We start from the raw sequence: 13,804 nt of genomic DNA, 5'->3' as shown, positions 1-13,804 counted from the left end.
AACTCCCCCTCATTCCCACGAGTTGCCGGCCCACCAGTTTCCGGAACTACCAGCCGTATCGGGTGAGACCGTCCTCCAGGACTTCCACGATCTTCTGTCCGGTGAGGTACGAGTCAGGGGTGGACCGTCCGGTCACGAACGGGAAGTCGACGATGACCGAGACCGGCTTGCCGAAATTCCCGTGGTACGCGCCGAGCGGGCCCGTCGCGTCGCGCAGGATGTACTCCAGCGGATACGGCGGCGGCCCCATGTTGAAATCGGTACCGAGGAATCCGGTGCCGTCCTTGTAGTCGTACTCCTTGCAGTGGCCGGTCACGTGCTTGCCCCGGATGATGCTCCTGCGGTCGCTCCAGTCCCGGGCGAAGGCCAGGCAGGCGACCCCGTAGCACTCCGCGGCCACGACCTTGCCGGCCTTCTCGAAGGCCAGGATCAGGGCGTGCACGCGCTCGTTGTTGGCGAGGTCGGCGATCGGGCCGCTGCCGCCGACGATGAGGATCGCGTCGTATCCGGCGATGTCGGCGTCGAGCCGGTCCAGATCGCGGTGGTACTGCTCGAGCTTCCGCAGATAGCCCTCGTCGCTCGTGTACGGGCGCTCCGGGACCCACGCCTCGATGTCGAGCGGCGAGTCCAGCCGGCTCGACTGCTCGAACTCCCGGCCCAGCCGGGCGTTCTCCTCGGTGGTGACCGAGCGTCCCAGTGGAGGATCGACGTAGTTCGCGTCGAGGCTCGGCGGAAGAGCGTGCGCACGCTTTCCGGTGGGCGTGGCGAACACGACCTCGTAGCCCCGCTCGTCGAACTTCGATACGGGCCCTATCAGTTCTTCGGCCCAGTAACCGTGTTCGGAGACAATGACCAGAATCTTTCTGCTCACGTATTCCTCCAGGCGCCGCCTGTTGTCGTTGGCGTCCCCCACACTGGCCGCGCCCGGAGCCTTCGTCAAAGCGCCGGTGTGCGACTTCGTGAGGTAGCGGCCCAGCTCATGGGGGCACCTCAGGAAGTCGTCTCCCGACGTCATGAAGTACCTCCAGGACTACCTGACTTCGGCCGAATCGGTGAACCATCGCCAAGGCCGCGCCCTATCGTCTGGACGCGCTGTGAATCACGGGCGCGCGGAGTACGAGACCGTCGAGATGAAGAGGGACGGGGACGATGACGATGGACCTGTTGTGCACCCATACCGATCGGATACGTCCGGTGGAGCCCGGAACCGAGGGCTGCGAGGAGTGCCTCATCGCCGGTGACGCCTGGGTGCACCTGCGGATGTGCCTCAGCTGCGGGCACGTCGGATGCTGCGACTCCTCGAAGAACCGTCACGCCACCCGCCACTACCGCACCACCGAGCACCCCATCGCGGCATCGCACGAGCCCGGCGAGGACTGGGCCTGGTGCTACGCCGACAAACTGATGCTGGACCCGGCGTGAGCGCGGCCCCGGAGAGCGCGGCCGTCACGGCCGCCGGCGAGCACGCGGAGAACAGGAAGCCCGTCATCCTGGCCGTGGACGACGACCCGCAGGTGCTCCGCGCCGTCCGCCGCGACCTGCGCAGTGCCTACGGCGACCGCTACCGGGTGCTCGGCGCCTCCTCGGCCGCCGACGCCCTGAAGATCCTGGACTCGCTCGACGAGCGCGGCCACGACCCGGCGCTGTTCCTCGTGGACCAGCGGATGCCCGACGTCACCGGCGTCGAGTTCCTCCTGGAGGCGGTCAGCCGGTTCCCGGACGCCCGCCGCGTGCTGCTGACCGCGTACGCGGAGACCGACGCGGCGATCACCGCCATCAACCGGGTCCGGCTGGACTACTACCTGCTCAAGCCCTGGGACCCGCCCCACGAGCGGCTCTTCCCGGTCCTGGACGACCTGCTGTCGGACTGGCTGGCCACCTACCGGCCCGCGTACGACGGGATCATCGTCGTCGGTCACCTGGTCGCCCCCGGCACCCACGCCGTGCGGGACTTCTTCACGCGCAACGGCCAGCCGTTCCGCTTCCTCAACGTGGAGCGGGACCCCGAGGCGCTGACCCTGATCGCCGCCCAGCCCGACGCGGTGCTCCCACTGGTCCGCTTCCCGGACGGGTCGGTGCTCTGCGCACCCACCGACACCGAGCTCGCCCGGCGCCTGGGCCTGGCCACCACCGCCTCCCGCCCGCACTACGAGTGCGTCATCGTCGGCGCGGGGCCCGCGGGCCTCGCGGCCGGGGTGTACGCGGCCTCGGAGGGCCTGTCGACCCTGATGCTGGACTCCCGCGCGCCGGGCGGCCAGGCCGGCACCTCCAGCCTGATCGAGAACTACCTCGGCTTCCCCTCGGGCCTCTCGGGCGGCGACCTGACCCGCCGCGCCACCATCCAGGCCTCCCGGTTCGGCGCCGAGATCCTGCACCCGGTGGAGGTGGTCTCGCTGACCAGGGACGACCCGGCGAAGATCCTCACCCTGGCCGACGGCACGGAGATCTCCGCCGAGACGGTCCTGCTCGCCACCGGGGTCTCCTACAACCGCCTCCAGGCGCCCGGCGCGGACCGCTTCGAGGGAGCCGGTCTCTACTACGGCGCGGCCACGACCGAGAGCTCGGCGTGCATCTCGCAGCACGTGTTCATCGTGGGCGGGGCCAACTCGGCCGGCCAGGCCGCGGTGCACTTCGCCAAGTACGCCGCCCGCGTGACGATCCTGGTCCGCGCGGACTCGCTGGACGCGAGCATGTCCCGCTATCTGATCGACGAGATCGGCCGCACCCCGAACATCGAGGTGAAGGTCCGTACGACGGTGGTCCGGCTGGACGGCGACGAGCATCTGGAACGGCTGACCCTGCACGACGGGGAGACGGGCGCGGACACGGAGGTCCCGGCCCGCTTCATGTTCACGTTCATCGGCGCCCGCCCGCACACCGACTGGCTCTCGGGGGTCGTCGAGCGGGACGAGTACGGCTTCGTCCTCACCGGCTCGGACCTGATCGCGAACGGCGGCGAGCTCCCGGCCGAGTGGAGTCTGGAACGCGCCCCCTACCCGCTGGAGACCAGTGTCCCGGGCGTGTTCGCGGCGGGCGACGTCCGGGCCCACTCGGTGAAGCGGGTCGCGTCGGGCGTGGGCGAGGGCGCCATGGCGGTCTCCCTCGTCCACCGCTACCGCTCGATGGGCTGAGAGCGAACAGACGCCGCGACGCTTGCGATCAAGGCCACACCGGACGCAACGTTGATTACATGATTACAGCCGAACAGAGCGAACAGCTCCGTGTGTGGTTCGCCGAGCGTCTGCCGGTGGACGTCTACGAGTCCCTCGTGTCGGTCACGGCCGACCGCGAGGAGATCACGGTCGTCGGCACCGTCCCGGCGACCGAGTCGGTCAAGGAGTTCCGCGAGCGCACCCGCGAGCAGCGCATCGAGGTCGCCCGCGAGGCCGAGGAGCTCTACCGCCGCAAAGTGGCCTGGGGCGTGCGGGTGGGCGGGGAGACGACGCTCTTCACCCACCTCGCCGTCCCGGTCATGACCCGCCTGCGCCAGTCCGAGCGCCAGGTCCTCGACACCCTCGTCGCCGGCGGCGTGGCCCGCAGCCGGGCCGACGCCCTCGCCTGGTGCGTCCGCCTGGTGGGCCGCAACACCGACACCTGGCTGGCGGAACTGCGCGATTCCCTGGACAAGGTCCAGCAGGTCCGCGCGCAGGGCCCGGACGTGGCCGGGTCCCCGGAACCGACGGACTCCAGGAAGTCCGAGTCCGAATAACGGAATTCCCCCACGGGCACGCATGATCCCGCAAGGCTGGCCACGACCACCATCCAGGGAGAGGCACGCACGATGACGACCACCGTCGAATACATCCGCTACCGGATCGCATTGGACGACCAGCAGGCCTTCGAGGACGCGTACACCCGGGCGGCCGAGGCCCTGGCCGCTTCGCCCGAGTGCATCGACTACGAGCTGGCACGCTGCGAGGAGGAGAAGGAGCGCTACATCCTCCGCATCCGCTGGACCTCGGTCGACGCCCACCTGGGCGGCTTCCGCAAGGGCGAGCACTTCCCGGCCTTCTTCAGCGCGATCCGGCCGTACGTGACGGCGATCGAGGAAATGCAGCACTACACGGTGACCGGCGTCGTGGGCACCGGAAAGGCCGCAGGGTAACCATGAGCACGACACCCACCATCTACGAGTGGATGGGCGGCGCGGAGGCGATGAACCGTCTCACCGACGCCTTCTACGCCCGCGCCCTGCGGGACGAGGTCCTGGCCCCGGTCTTCGCGGGCATGGACTCGGAGCACCCGCAGCACGTCGCGGTCTGGCTGTCGGAGGTCTTCGGCGGCCCGTCGGACTACTCCGCCCACCACGGCGGCCACCAGCACATGGCCACCAAGCACCTGGGCCGCGCGATCACCGAAGAGCAGCGCCGCCGCTGGGTGGACCTGCTCCTGGACACGGCCGACGAGGTCGGCCTCCCGACGGACCCGGAGTTCCGCGCGGTGTTCGTCTACTACATCGAGTGGGGAACCCGCATGGCCCTGATCTACTCGGGCCCCAACCCGCCCCCGGTCGACGCGGCCAAGATCCCGGTCTGGTCCTGGGGCCAGACCCCTCCGTGGGTCCCGAAGACCGCGACGGAATGACCGCGACGCACTGACCACGAGGGCCCGGCCCGGCTCCGCCCCGGCCGGCCTCTGCGTCCGGGGCCGGGACCGGGGTCCGGGGCGGAGCCCGGTCCTTCAGCCCCGCCCGGGACCGGGCCCGGCCAGCAGCACGGTGAGCGGCGGCGCCCCGTCCTGCCCGCGCCAGAAGTCCACGGCGTCCTCCAGGATCTCCACCAGGGTCTCCCAGTCGCCGGGCCGCTCGGCGGCGTACCCACGCCACGAGGTCACGGCCACGAGCCGGCCGGCGGCGTCCGGCAGCCAGGACAGGTCCCTCAGCGAGTCCGCCAGTGCGTCCCAGTTCCCCCCGAACCACTCCGGCAGCCGCAGGGCGTCCCCGCACCGGCGCATCAGCCCGGCCTTGCCCCGTACGCCGTCCAGGTCCAGCCGCACCGTCGTCCAGCCGGCGGCCTCGGCGGCGGCGAGGGCAGGGGCGAGCGGCTGCGGGTCGAGGGTCATCGGAGAACCGCCTTGAAGGTCTCGTAGTGGTCGTCCGTGTAGAAGAACTCCCCGCCCTCGCCCGTCACGATCCGCCGGGCCCCGCGGTCCCGCTCCCCCGGCGTCCTCACCGTGAACTCGTGGTAGTAGCCGCGCTTCTGCCGGGGCAGGGCCTTCTCGAAGTTCCCGAAGACCGCCCCGTCCTGGCGGTACGGATACGGCCCGCCCTCGTCGATGAGCGCCAGCACGTCCCGGGCCTGCCGCGGCAGCTCGGCGGCCCGTACGGTCACCAGCCCCCGCGCCCACGCCGGAGCGCCGGTGCTGGCGCCGGCGGCGGCGGGCGCGGACTTCTGCCCGCCACAGCCCACCGCACCGACCAGCGCGACGCACAGGAACACTGCCCCCAGCACGCGCAGCAACGACCGGGGCACGTTCCGAAAGATCATGCGCCGATCGTGCCAAATATCCGATTCGCTCGCGAATCGCCCGGTCGCCTCAGAGGGCGGCCATCTTGGTGTACGGACTCAGGATTCGTTTCTGGACCGAACCGAAGTCGACGAGAACAGCGATCCCCTCCTCGATTCCGACGACACGGCCGAGGCCGTGCTCATCGTGAGTAACCCGGTCACCGACGTTGAACTGCCGGATGGGCTGTTCCACGGGGGCCTTGAACGGGCTGGACGGCAAATGGCGGCGAGGTACTGCGGACTTTGTCATTGAAACCAGTATGCGCCCAGCGGGCCGCCTCGCGGCCCGCCGTTCGGATCTCAATTCCGGCACCATCCGCCGCGGCCGTGGCTACAGGTCGTCGGGGTCGGCCCGCTCCAGCGCCGGCCGCAGCCCCGGGGACGACTCGGTGAGCAGGTAGTCGGCGACGGCCGTATCCGTGACCAGGCTGGTCACCAGACCCGACCGCAGCACCGCCCCGATCGCGGAGGCCTTGCGCAGCCCGCCCGCGATGGCCACGACCTCGGGGATCCGGCGCAGCCGGTCCGCCTCAACGGTGATGCACCGCTCGCCGAGGTCGCGGCCGACACGCCGGCCCTCCGTGTCGAACAGGTGCGCCGACATCTCGGCCGCCACGCCCAGCGAGGCGTAGTGCTCCCGCTCCTCGTCCGTCAGCATGTCGTGGACGGTGGAGATGCCCGGCTCCCAGGAGCCGATGGAGACGGCGGCGACCGTCACCTTGTCGAAGTACTCGAAGGCGCGTGCGATCCCCGTCTGGTTGCGCAGCGCGGCCGCGGTCGCCGGGTCGGGCAGCAGCATCGGCGCGTAGATCGGGTGCGCGTCCCCGCCCGACACCTGCGCGGCCCGCCGCACCGCCTCCACGGACCCGCGCTCGGCGGTCCCCGCGTCGTACACGCCGGTCAGCTGGACCACGGTGCACGGCGGCAGCCGGTGCAGGGACGCGGCCATGTGAATGGTCGACCGCCCCCACGCCAGGCCCAGCACGTCGCCCTCGTTGACCAGCTCGCCCAGCAGGTCGGCGGCGACGGCGCCCAGGTTCTCCGGATCCGGCGCGTCCTCGGTGGCGTCGGCGGGCGACTCCACCACGACGGCGTGCCTGAGCCCGTACCGGGCCCGGAGCGCGTCCGACCGCTCCGCGTCCAGTTCCGCCGGAACCCGGATCTCGATCCGTACGAGGTCGCGTTCGAGTGCGGTCTCCAGGACCCGGGCCACCTTGAAGCGGCTCACGCCGAACTCCTCGGCGATCTGGATCTTGGACTTGCCCTCCAGGTAGAAGCGGCGGGCCATGGCCGCCGCCTGCACCAGCTCCGCGGGTCCCATCCGCAGGGCTGACCGTCCCGCCGACATTGCAGACACCGCGTTCTCCTCACTGCTGTTCACACTCTCGACTCGCCGTTCATCCTGTCAGATCCGACGGCCGTTGATCAGCCTGGACAGCCCCCGTGCACCGAGCTGTTCATCAACCCTTGGTTCAGTGGTCGCAAGCCCACGGCGCCGCGGCGATCGCCACGCCCGCCTGCTCACGCAGCGTGCTCACGGCGGCGGCCGGATCGACCGCGCCGTATACCGCGCTGCCCGCGACGAAGACGTCGGCTCCGGCCTCGGCGCAGCGCTCGATGGTCGAGGCCGAGACCCCGCCGTCCACCTGGAGCCACAGCTCCAGACCGTGCTTGGCGATCAGCTCCCGGGTGCGGCGGATCTTGGGCAGCATGATGTCGAGAAAGGGCTGGCCGCCGAAGCCCGGCTCGACCGTCATGATCAGCAGCATGTCGAGCTCGGGGAGGATGTCCTCGTACTGCTCGATCGGCGTCGCGGGCTTGAGCGCCATGGACGCCCGCGCCCCCTTGGCCCGGATCTCCCGCGCCAGGCGCACCGGCGCCGCTGCGGCCTCGGCGTGGAAGGTGACCGAACCCGCGCCGGCCTCCACGTACTGCGGGGCCCAGCGGTCCGGGTTCTCGATCATCAGGTGGAGGTCCAGCGGGATGTCGGTGGCCCTGCTCAGGGACTCCACGATCGGCATACCGAGGGTGAGGTTGGGGACGAAGTGGTTGTCCATGACGTCGACATGCAGCCAGTCGGCCCCCTCGACGGCCTTCGCCTCGTCGGCGAGCCGTGCGAAGTCGGCGGACAGGATGCTGGGATAAATCTGAGCGGCCATGCCCCAAGCCTGCCATGCCTCCGCACGGTTCCGGCCACGACCCTGCAAGTCGTCCGCGGCGCAGGCGCCGCTGCCCGAACAGGTCCGGCGCCCGGACCGGATGGAGCGTCGGATCTCGCGCCCGGGCCGGACGACGCCGATCGGTACGGGAACGGGGCACTCGTGCCCCGTTCTCCTACGTCACGATGGGCAGCGGCCCCTACGCCGTGCGCCGCAGCAGCGCCAGGTACATCGCGTCCGTGCCGTGCAGGTGCGGCCACAGCTGCACGTCCGGGCCGTCGCCCAGGCCCGGTACGCCCGCCATGTACGGCCGGGCGTCGATCAGTTCGGCGGACACCGGGGCCTGGCCCGCGCCCCGGCCCTTCAGGACGTCGTCCACGACCACCCGCGTCTCCGCCAGGTGCGGCGAGCACGTCGCGTAGCCCACGACACCGCCCACCCGTACCGCCGACAGAGCCTCCCGCAGCAGCCCGCGCTGGAGCGGCGCGAAGCCCTCCAGGTCCTCCGGGCGACGGCGCCAGCGGGCCTCCGGGCGGCGGCGCAGGGCGCCCAGGCCCGTGCACGGCACGTCCATCAGCACGCGGTCGAAGGAGCCCGGCCGCCACGGCGGACGGGTGCCGTCCGCCGCGATGACCTGGTACGGCCCGGGGTTGCCCGACAGGGCCTTCTCCACCAGGCGGGCGCGGTGCGGCTGCTTCTCCGAGGCCAGCAGGAAAGCCCCGCGCTGCGCCGCAAGCGCCGCGAGCAGCGCCGCCTTGCCGCCCGGGCCGGCGCAGCCGTCGAGCCAGCGGTCGTCGCGGCCCTCGACCGGCACGGCGGCCAGGGCCATCGCCACCAGCTGGCTGCCCTCGTCCTGGACGCCCGCGCTGCCGTCGCGCACGGCCTCCAGCGCGCCCGGCTCGCCGCCCTCGGCCATCCGCACGGCGTAGGGGGACCAGCGGCCCGGCAGCGCCGACTCCTCGCCCACGGCCGCGAGCAGCTCTTCCGGGGTGGACCGCCCCGGCCGGGCCACCAGCGTGACCTCGGGCCGCTCGTTGTCGGCCTCCAGCAGGTCCTCGATCCCGGCGCGCCCGCCGCCCAGCGCGTCCCACAGGGCGCTGACGATCCACCGCGGGTGCGAGTGGTACACCGCGAGGTGCTCCTCGGCGTCCTCCTCGTAAGGCGGCGCCACCCGCTCCAGCCAGCCGTCCAGGTCGTGCGCGGCGATCTTGCGCAGTACGGCGTTCACGAACTTCGCGCGCCCGTCCCCGAGCACCACCCGGGCCAGCTCCACGCTCGCCGAGACGGCCGCGTGCGTGGGGATCCGGGTCCCCAGCAGCTGGTGCGCGCCGAGCGAGAGCACGTCCAGCACCGGCGGGTCCACCTCCCGCAGCGGGCGGTCGATGCACGCCTTGATCACCGCGTCGTACGTGCCCTGCCGGCGCAGCGTCCCGTAGACCAGCTCGGTGGCCAGGGCCGCGTCGCGCGCCTGGAAGCTCTCGTCCTGGCGGGCCTTGCGCAGCAGCGGCGGCAGCACGAGGTTGGCGTACGCGTCGCGCTCGTCCACCGCCCGCAGCACTTCGAAGGCCAGCAGCCGGACGGGGTCCTTCTGGGGCCGGCGGTACGGCTTGGCCTGCTTGCCGGACGGCTTGCCGCCGCCCGCGGGACGCCGACTGGGCTGACGAGGCTGTTCGCTCACGTGAAAGGTGCTCCGGAGGTACGAGTGCTACGAGTGCTACGGGTGTGCGGTCAGGACAGGGAGACGGAAGAGGAGGCCGCCGGTACGACGAACGGCTGGGTTCAGCCTACGTCGGCGCCGCCGAGCCGTTCGCCGGGCGCGATCCGCACCCCGCGCGCCCAGTCGGCGCCCCGCATCGGCTTCTTGCCCTGCGGCTGCACCCACAGCAGCTCCACGGCGTGCGAGCCGGTGCCGACGTGGACGTTGTTCTTGGCCGGGGCCAGCACGCCGGGCTCCAGGTCCGTGCGGTCGGGCACCAGGCCGACCGAGATCAGCTTGAGCCGCTCCCCGCGGAAGACGGTCCACGCACCCGGTGCCGGGGTGCAGCCGCGCACGACGCGGTCGGCGCGCATCGCCGGGGCCGCCCAGTCGATCCGGGCGTCCTCCACAGTGATCTTGGGTGCGAGCGAGATCCCGTCGGCGGCCTGCGGGACGGCGCGCAAGGTGCCGTCCTCGATGCCGTCCATGGTGGCGGCCAGCAGTCCGGAGCCGGCGAAGGCGAGCCGGGTGAGCAGGTCGCCGCTGGTGTCGGTCGGCCGGATCTCCTCGGTCAGGATGCCGTAGACCGGGCCGGAGTCGAGGCCCTCCTCGATCAGGAAGGTGGAGGCGCCGGTGACCTGGTCCCCCGCCATGATCGAGTGCTGTACGGGCGCGGCGCCGCGCCAGGCGGGCAGCAGCGAGAAGTGCAGGTTGACCCACCCGTGCCTGGGGATCTCCAGGGCGCTCTTGGGGAGCAGCGCCCCGTACGCGACGACCGGACAGCAGTCCGGGTCGATCTCGCGCAGCCGGGCCTGGAAGTCGGGGTCGCGCGGGCGGGCCGGCTTGAGGACCTCGATCCCGGCCTCCTCGGCGCGCTCGGCGACGGGGCTGGCGACGAGCCGCCGACCGCGGCCGGCGGGTGCGTCGGGCCGGGTGACGACGGCCGCGACCTCGTGCCGCCCGGAGGCGATGAGGGCGTCCAGGGCGGGCACGGCAACCTCGGGGGTGCCTGCGAAGACGAGCTTCACTGGGGTCCTACCTCGCTATCTCGGCTGTCAGCAGCACATCAGTCTATGGGGCGCGGGGGCCGGGGGTGTCCGGTGGCCGTCAGGGGGCGTACGCACACACGCGCGCCTCTCGCATATGCCGACACGCCCCCAGAGCGTGACCTGGGCGCCGGGTGGCGCGTTGGTCAAGAGAGATTGACCAAAACGGGCCGCTTCGGGAACGGTTTCCGCGGCCCGATCCGCCCTTCAGCACCGGTTCGAGAGGCTTCTTCATGGCCGACCACGCCACCCACGACGCCCAAGCCCGGGCCAGCCTGCACCTGCTGGTGCGGGACATCGAGCGGGTTCGCCGGCAGGTGGATGCCCTGCGTACGCTCACTGCCCAGCTCGGCAATGTGTACCGTCCCCGCCGCTCCGGTCCGTCCACGGGCTTCGTCGTCTACGGCCGGGCGCCGGCGCCCACCGTCCGCCTCGCCCAGGAGCTGCGGGACAGCGTGGAGACGCTGGTCACCGCCGCCGTGGACTTCGACCGCTCGCTCGGCTTCTCGTGGGACGCGGTCGGCTCGGCGCTGGGTGTCACCAAGCAGGCCGTGCACCGGCGCTACGGTGCCCGGCGCGCGCAGGCGGCGGAATCCGCGGAGCCGCCGGCCGAGGCGACGACCACCCGGACGCTGGGGCCGCTCCCCACGATCCCGGCGGCCCGCTCGGTGCCGCCGCAGCCGCAGCGCGAGGACTCCCAGCCCGCCGCGAGCGCCCCCCGCTCCCCGGCCTTCCCGGGCCCCCGCAACGGCTGACCCGGCGCCCGCCGCCGGGACGCCGACCCCCGACGGCCCCCAGCCGGCCCCCCGACCCCGGCGGAGCGCCCCCACGGGCCGCCCCGCCGGGGTCGTTCGGCGTCACCGATCCCCTCCCCGCCCGCCCGGCGTGCGGCCGAGGCCCGCCCGCGCAGCGGCAGCCGGCCCGTCAGCCGATGTCCAGCGGGTCGATGCGGACCCTGACCGCCTCCGACGCCGGGACCCCCCGCGCCATCCGGGCGGCCTGCGCCGACTTCAGGGCCGCCGCCAGGGCCGCGCCGCTGCCCGGCGGGACGCGGACCAGCGCCCGCTCCCCCGCGGAGGGCTCACCGCGCCGCCCCACGAGGGGCACCGGGCCGAGGATCTCCGCGTCGGGCGGCAGCCCGGCGTCGGCCAGGAAGGCCTCCACCGCTTCGCCGCGCCCCGCCACCGCCGCCATCCGCGACACCGGCGGAAAACCGAGCTGCGCCCGCTCCGCAAGCTCCCGGACGGCATGGCCCACCGGGTCCCAGCGCACCAGCGCCTGCACGGGCCGCAGCGTCGGCTCGGCGACCACGACGACCTGGCCGTCGCCCCGGACCAGCGACGCGGCCGCGATCCACCGCCGCAGCGCGTCCTCGGCCGCCCGCAGGTCGGGCCGGGTCAGCATCGCCCAGCCGTCCAGCAGCAGCGCCGCCGCGTACCCCTCCCCCGCCGCGACCGGTTCCGCCCCCGGGGTGCACACGATCAGCGCCGGCCGGTCCGGCACCTCGTCCAGGACGTGGTCGCGCCCGGACGTCCGTACGGGCACGGCCGGAAAGGCCCGCCCCAGCTCCTCGGCCGTCCGCCGCGCGCCGACCACCTGGGCGCGCAGCCGGAACGAGCCGCACTCCTCGCAGTGCCAGGACGGTTCGGCCCGCCCGCACCACCCGCACTGCAGGTCCCGCTCGTCGGGCGCCTCCAGCGGCCCGGCGCAGACCGTGCAGCGGGCCGGCGTTCGGCAGCGCTCGCACGCCAGCCGGGGTACGTAGCCCCGCCGGGGCACCTGGACGAGCACGGGCCCGGTCTTGAGGCCTTCCCGTACGGTCTCCCACGCCAGGCTCGGCAGCCGCGCAGCCCGGGCCGCCTCGTCGCGGGCCAGCAGTTCGTCGCCCACGGTGCGGATCCGGGGCGCGCGGGCCCGCACCGTCTCGCGGTCGGCGACCAGCGGCCGCGCCCAGCCCGACTCGACCAGCTGGGCGGCCTCCACGGTGCAGCTCGTGCTCCCGGCCAGGAAGCCGCAGCCGTCGGTGACGGCGCGCAGTTCCAGCACCTCCCGGACGTGCGGGAAGGGGGCGCGGTCGTCGCTGTGGCTGGAGTCCCCGTCGTCCCAGACGGCGACCAGCCCGAGGTCCCGTACGGGCGCGAACATCGCCGCCCGGGTTCCGACGACGGCCCGCACCGAGCCCCGGCTCACGGCGAGCCACTGGCGGTAACGCTTCTCGGGCCCGGACTCGGCGGTCAGCAGCGCGTGCCGCCCCTCGCCGAGCAGGGCGGTGAGCGCCGTGTCCACGCGGGCGGCGGTCCGCCCGTCGGGAACCACGGCGAGGGCCCCGCGGCCGGAGGCGAGGGTGGCTGCCATGGCCCGGGCGAGCTCGTCGGCCCAGCCGGGGCCGGGCAGGGCGGTCCAGACGGCGCGCGGGGCGGCGCCGGTTGCGAGGGCGCGCAGGAAGGCGGGCCCGGAGCCGTACCGCTGCCAGCCGCCGGGGTCGGGCGCGGCGGGCGGGGGCAGCGGTTCGGGCGAGGGCTTGGCCTCGGCGCGGGCGTTGCGAGGGGGCAGGGCGAGCTGGAGTACGTCGGCCAGGCTGCCCGCGTACCGGTCGGCGACGGCCCGGGCGAGCGCCAGCATGCGCGGGCTCAGCACCACCTCGGGCGAGACGACGTGGGCGAGCGCGGCCAGCGCTCCGTTGTAGTCGGACTCGGCGCGGCGCTCGACGATGAAGCCGTCGATGAGGCCGCCGCCCTCGCGCCGGCCGCCGTGCACCTGGTGGGAGCCGGCGCCGAAGCGGACCCGGACGCGGACGCCCGGCTGCGCGGCCTCGGAGAGTTCGGCGGGGACGGCGTAGTCCCAGAGCTGGTCGAGGTGGAGCACGCCCTTGTTCACGAGGATGCGGGCAACGGGCAGCTCCTCGGCGAGGGCGGCCCCGCGCCATGTGCGGGGCTTCGCCTTGGGCGCCTTGGCCTTCGCCTCGGCGACCATCTCCCGGATCAGCGCCAGCTGCTCCGGCGGGGAATCGTTCGCGCTGCTCACACCTGCATTCTTACCAAACGCGACCGACAACGGCCGGGGGCCGGCGTCCTCCCGAGATCTTCACCGGCGGCGGGGGGTTTCTTCCAACACGGGGACGACACAACCGCTCCGGAAGTAACCGCTGCCTTCGCACCGGGAGGCGTGCGCCGGCATAGCCGCGATCACGGCGGGGCTCACCCGCGTTCCCCCGGGCATGCGGACGGCCCCGGACCGGGTCCGGGGCCGTCCGTCACGAGCGGTGGTGCTTACAGACCGGCGGCGGCGCGCAGGGCGTCGACGCGGTCGGTGCGCTCCCAGGTGAAGTCGGGGAGCTCGCGGCCGAAGTGGCCGTAGGCGGCGGTCTGGGCGTAGATCGGGCGCAGCAGGTCGAGG

At 73.2% G+C, this 13,804-nt stretch carries 16 protein-coding genes; 6 read left to right on the top strand and 10 right to left on the bottom strand.

Annotated features, from left to right (window positions below; all coding sequences use genetic code 11):
* Window positions 1-46 precede the first annotated feature (46 nt).
* Window positions 47-871 carry a type 1 glutamine amidotransferase domain-containing protein gene (locus tag ACFCZ1_RS26250; protein ID WP_376680785.1) on the bottom strand — a complete coding sequence of 275 codons (825 nt, stop codon included), beginning with the start codon at window positions 869-871 and terminating at the stop codon, window positions 47-49.
* A gap of 278 nt (window positions 872-1,149) precedes the next feature.
* Between ACFCZ1_RS26250 and ACFCZ1_RS26245 the strand changes: the two genes are divergently transcribed.
* The 5 genes from ACFCZ1_RS26245 (at window position 1,150) to ACFCZ1_RS26225 (ending at window position 4,584) form a co-directional block, all read left to right on the top strand.
* Window positions 1,150-1,422: a UBP-type zinc finger domain-containing protein gene (locus ACFCZ1_RS26245; RefSeq protein WP_376680714.1), complete on the top strand. Its 273-nt coding sequence runs from the start codon at window positions 1,150-1,152 to the stop codon at window positions 1,420-1,422.
* Window positions 1,419-3,131, top strand: coding sequence for an FAD-dependent oxidoreductase (locus ACFCZ1_RS26240; RefSeq protein ID WP_376680713.1), 1,713 nt, complete (start codon window positions 1,419-1,421; stop codon window positions 3,129-3,131). The genes ACFCZ1_RS26245 and ACFCZ1_RS26240 overlap by 4 nt, the downstream gene beginning before the upstream one ends.
* 59 nt (window positions 3,132-3,190) lie before the next feature.
* Window positions 3,191-3,709, top strand: a complete 519-nt coding sequence (locus tag ACFCZ1_RS26235) for a hypothetical protein (RefSeq protein WP_376680712.1) — start codon at window positions 3,191-3,193, stop codon at window positions 3,707-3,709.
* A 72-nt stretch (window positions 3,710-3,781) separates the two neighbouring features.
* Window positions 3,782-4,105 carry a putative quinol monooxygenase gene (locus tag ACFCZ1_RS26230; RefSeq protein WP_376680711.1) on the top strand — a complete coding sequence of 108 codons (324 nt, stop codon included), beginning with the start codon at window positions 3,782-3,784 and terminating at the stop codon, window positions 4,103-4,105.
* Between the two features lie 2 nt (window positions 4,106-4,107).
* Window positions 4,108-4,584: a group II truncated hemoglobin gene (locus ACFCZ1_RS26225; protein ID WP_376680710.1), complete on the top strand. Its 477-nt coding sequence runs from the start codon at window positions 4,108-4,110 to the stop codon at window positions 4,582-4,584.
* Window positions 4,585-4,680: 96 nt separating this feature from the next.
* On the opposite strand, the gene ACFCZ1_RS26220 is transcribed toward ACFCZ1_RS26225, so the two are convergent.
* From ACFCZ1_RS26220 to fmt, 7 genes are all read right to left on the bottom strand, one after another.
* Entirely contained in the window at window positions 4,681-5,061 is a 381-nt protein-coding gene (locus tag ACFCZ1_RS26220; protein WP_376680709.1) for a barstar family protein, read from the bottom strand.
* Entirely contained in the window at window positions 5,058-5,486 is a 429-nt protein-coding gene (locus ACFCZ1_RS26215; protein ID WP_376680708.1) for a ribonuclease domain-containing protein, read from the bottom strand. Before ACFCZ1_RS26215 ends, ACFCZ1_RS26220 begins: the two co-directional genes overlap by 4 nt.
* Before the next feature lie 49 nt (window positions 5,487-5,535).
* A complete protein-coding gene (locus ACFCZ1_RS26210; protein WP_030012151.1) occupies window positions 5,536-5,757 on the bottom strand; it encodes a CarD family transcriptional regulator in 222 nt (73 codons plus the stop codon).
* An 81-nt stretch (window positions 5,758-5,838) separates the two neighbouring features.
* The gene (locus ACFCZ1_RS26205; protein WP_376680784.1) at window positions 5,839-6,855 is read right to left on the bottom strand and encodes a sugar-binding transcriptional regulator; all 1,017 of its coding nucleotides are present in this window, start codon (window positions 6,853-6,855) and stop codon (window positions 5,839-5,841) included.
* Window positions 6,856-6,979: 124 nt separating this feature from the next.
* Window positions 6,980-7,666, bottom strand: coding sequence for a ribulose-phosphate 3-epimerase (gene rpe / locus ACFCZ1_RS26200; protein ID WP_376680707.1), 687 nt, complete (start codon window positions 7,664-7,666; stop codon window positions 6,980-6,982).
* 199 nt (window positions 7,667-7,865) lie between these two features.
* On the bottom strand, window positions 7,866-9,344 hold the full coding sequence (locus ACFCZ1_RS26195; RefSeq protein ID WP_376680706.1) for an RsmB/NOP family class I SAM-dependent RNA methyltransferase: 1,479 nt from the start codon (window positions 9,342-9,344) through the stop codon (window positions 7,866-7,868).
* 101 nt (window positions 9,345-9,445) lie between these two features.
* Window positions 9,446-10,390, bottom strand: coding sequence for a methionyl-tRNA formyltransferase (gene fmt / locus ACFCZ1_RS26190; protein ID WP_376680705.1), 945 nt, complete (start codon window positions 10,388-10,390; stop codon window positions 9,446-9,448).
* A gap of 251 nt (window positions 10,391-10,641) precedes the next feature.
* Here fmt and ACFCZ1_RS26185 point away from each other — a divergent pair, with 251 nt between their 5' ends.
* Entirely contained in the window at window positions 10,642-11,163 is a 522-nt protein-coding gene (locus ACFCZ1_RS26185; RefSeq protein WP_376680704.1) for a hypothetical protein, read from the top strand.
* Window positions 11,164-11,332: 169 nt separating this feature from the next.
* Here the strand turns inward: ACFCZ1_RS26185 and ACFCZ1_RS26180 are convergent, their stop codons facing one another.
* Both ACFCZ1_RS26180 and ACFCZ1_RS26175 read right to left on the bottom strand, forming a co-directional pair.
* Window positions 11,333-13,432, bottom strand: a complete 2,100-nt coding sequence (locus ACFCZ1_RS26180; protein WP_376680703.1) for a primosomal protein N' — start codon at window positions 13,430-13,432, stop codon at window positions 11,333-11,335.
* Between the two features lie 245 nt (window positions 13,433-13,677).
* On the bottom strand, window positions 13,678-13,804 hold a 127-nt coding region (locus ACFCZ1_RS26175; protein ID WP_366083555.1), incomplete at its 5' end, for a methionine adenosyltransferase domain-containing protein.

This window comes from Streptomyces sp. NPDC056224, from assembly GCF_042267665.1.
Lineage (GTDB): Bacteria > Actinomycetota > Actinomycetes > Streptomycetales > Streptomycetaceae > Streptomyces.
This window is presented reverse-complemented; position numbering and strand designations above follow the sequence as displayed.

Excerpts from the sequence above, each read along its gene's own strand:
- ACFCZ1_RS26245 (WP_376680714.1), top strand. The coding sequence starts at position 1,150 with ATGACGATGGACCTGTTGTGCACCCATACCGATCGGATACGTCCGGTG.
- ACFCZ1_RS26235 (WP_376680712.1), top strand. The coding sequence starts at position 3,191 with ATGATTACAGCCGAACAGAGCGAACAGCTCCGTGTGTGGTTCGCCGAG.
- ACFCZ1_RS26230 (WP_376680711.1), top strand. The coding sequence starts at position 3,782 with ATGACGACCACCGTCGAATACATCCGCTACCGGATCGCATTGGACGAC.
- ACFCZ1_RS26225 (WP_376680710.1), top strand. The coding sequence starts at position 4,108 with ATGAGCACGACACCCACCATCTACGAGTGGATGGGCGGCGCGGAGGCG.
- ACFCZ1_RS26220 (WP_376680709.1), bottom strand. The coding sequence starts at position 5,061 with ATGACCCTCGACCCGCAGCCGCTCGCCCCTGCCCTCGCCGCCGCCGAG.
- ACFCZ1_RS26215 (WP_376680708.1), bottom strand. The coding sequence starts at position 5,486 with ATGATCTTTCGGAACGTGCCCCGGTCGTTGCTGCGCGTGCTGGGGGCA.
- ACFCZ1_RS26210 (WP_030012151.1), bottom strand. The coding sequence starts at position 5,757 with ATGACAAAGTCCGCAGTACCTCGCCGCCATTTGCCGTCCAGCCCGTTC.
- ACFCZ1_RS26205 (WP_376680784.1), bottom strand. The coding sequence starts at position 6,855 with ATGTCGGCGGGACGGTCAGCCCTGCGGATGGGACCCGCGGAGCTGGTG.
- rpe (WP_376680707.1), bottom strand. The coding sequence starts at position 7,666 with ATGGCCGCTCAGATTTATCCCAGCATCCTGTCCGCCGACTTCGCACGG.
- ACFCZ1_RS26185 (WP_376680704.1), top strand. The coding sequence starts at position 10,642 with ATGGCCGACCACGCCACCCACGACGCCCAAGCCCGGGCCAGCCTGCAC.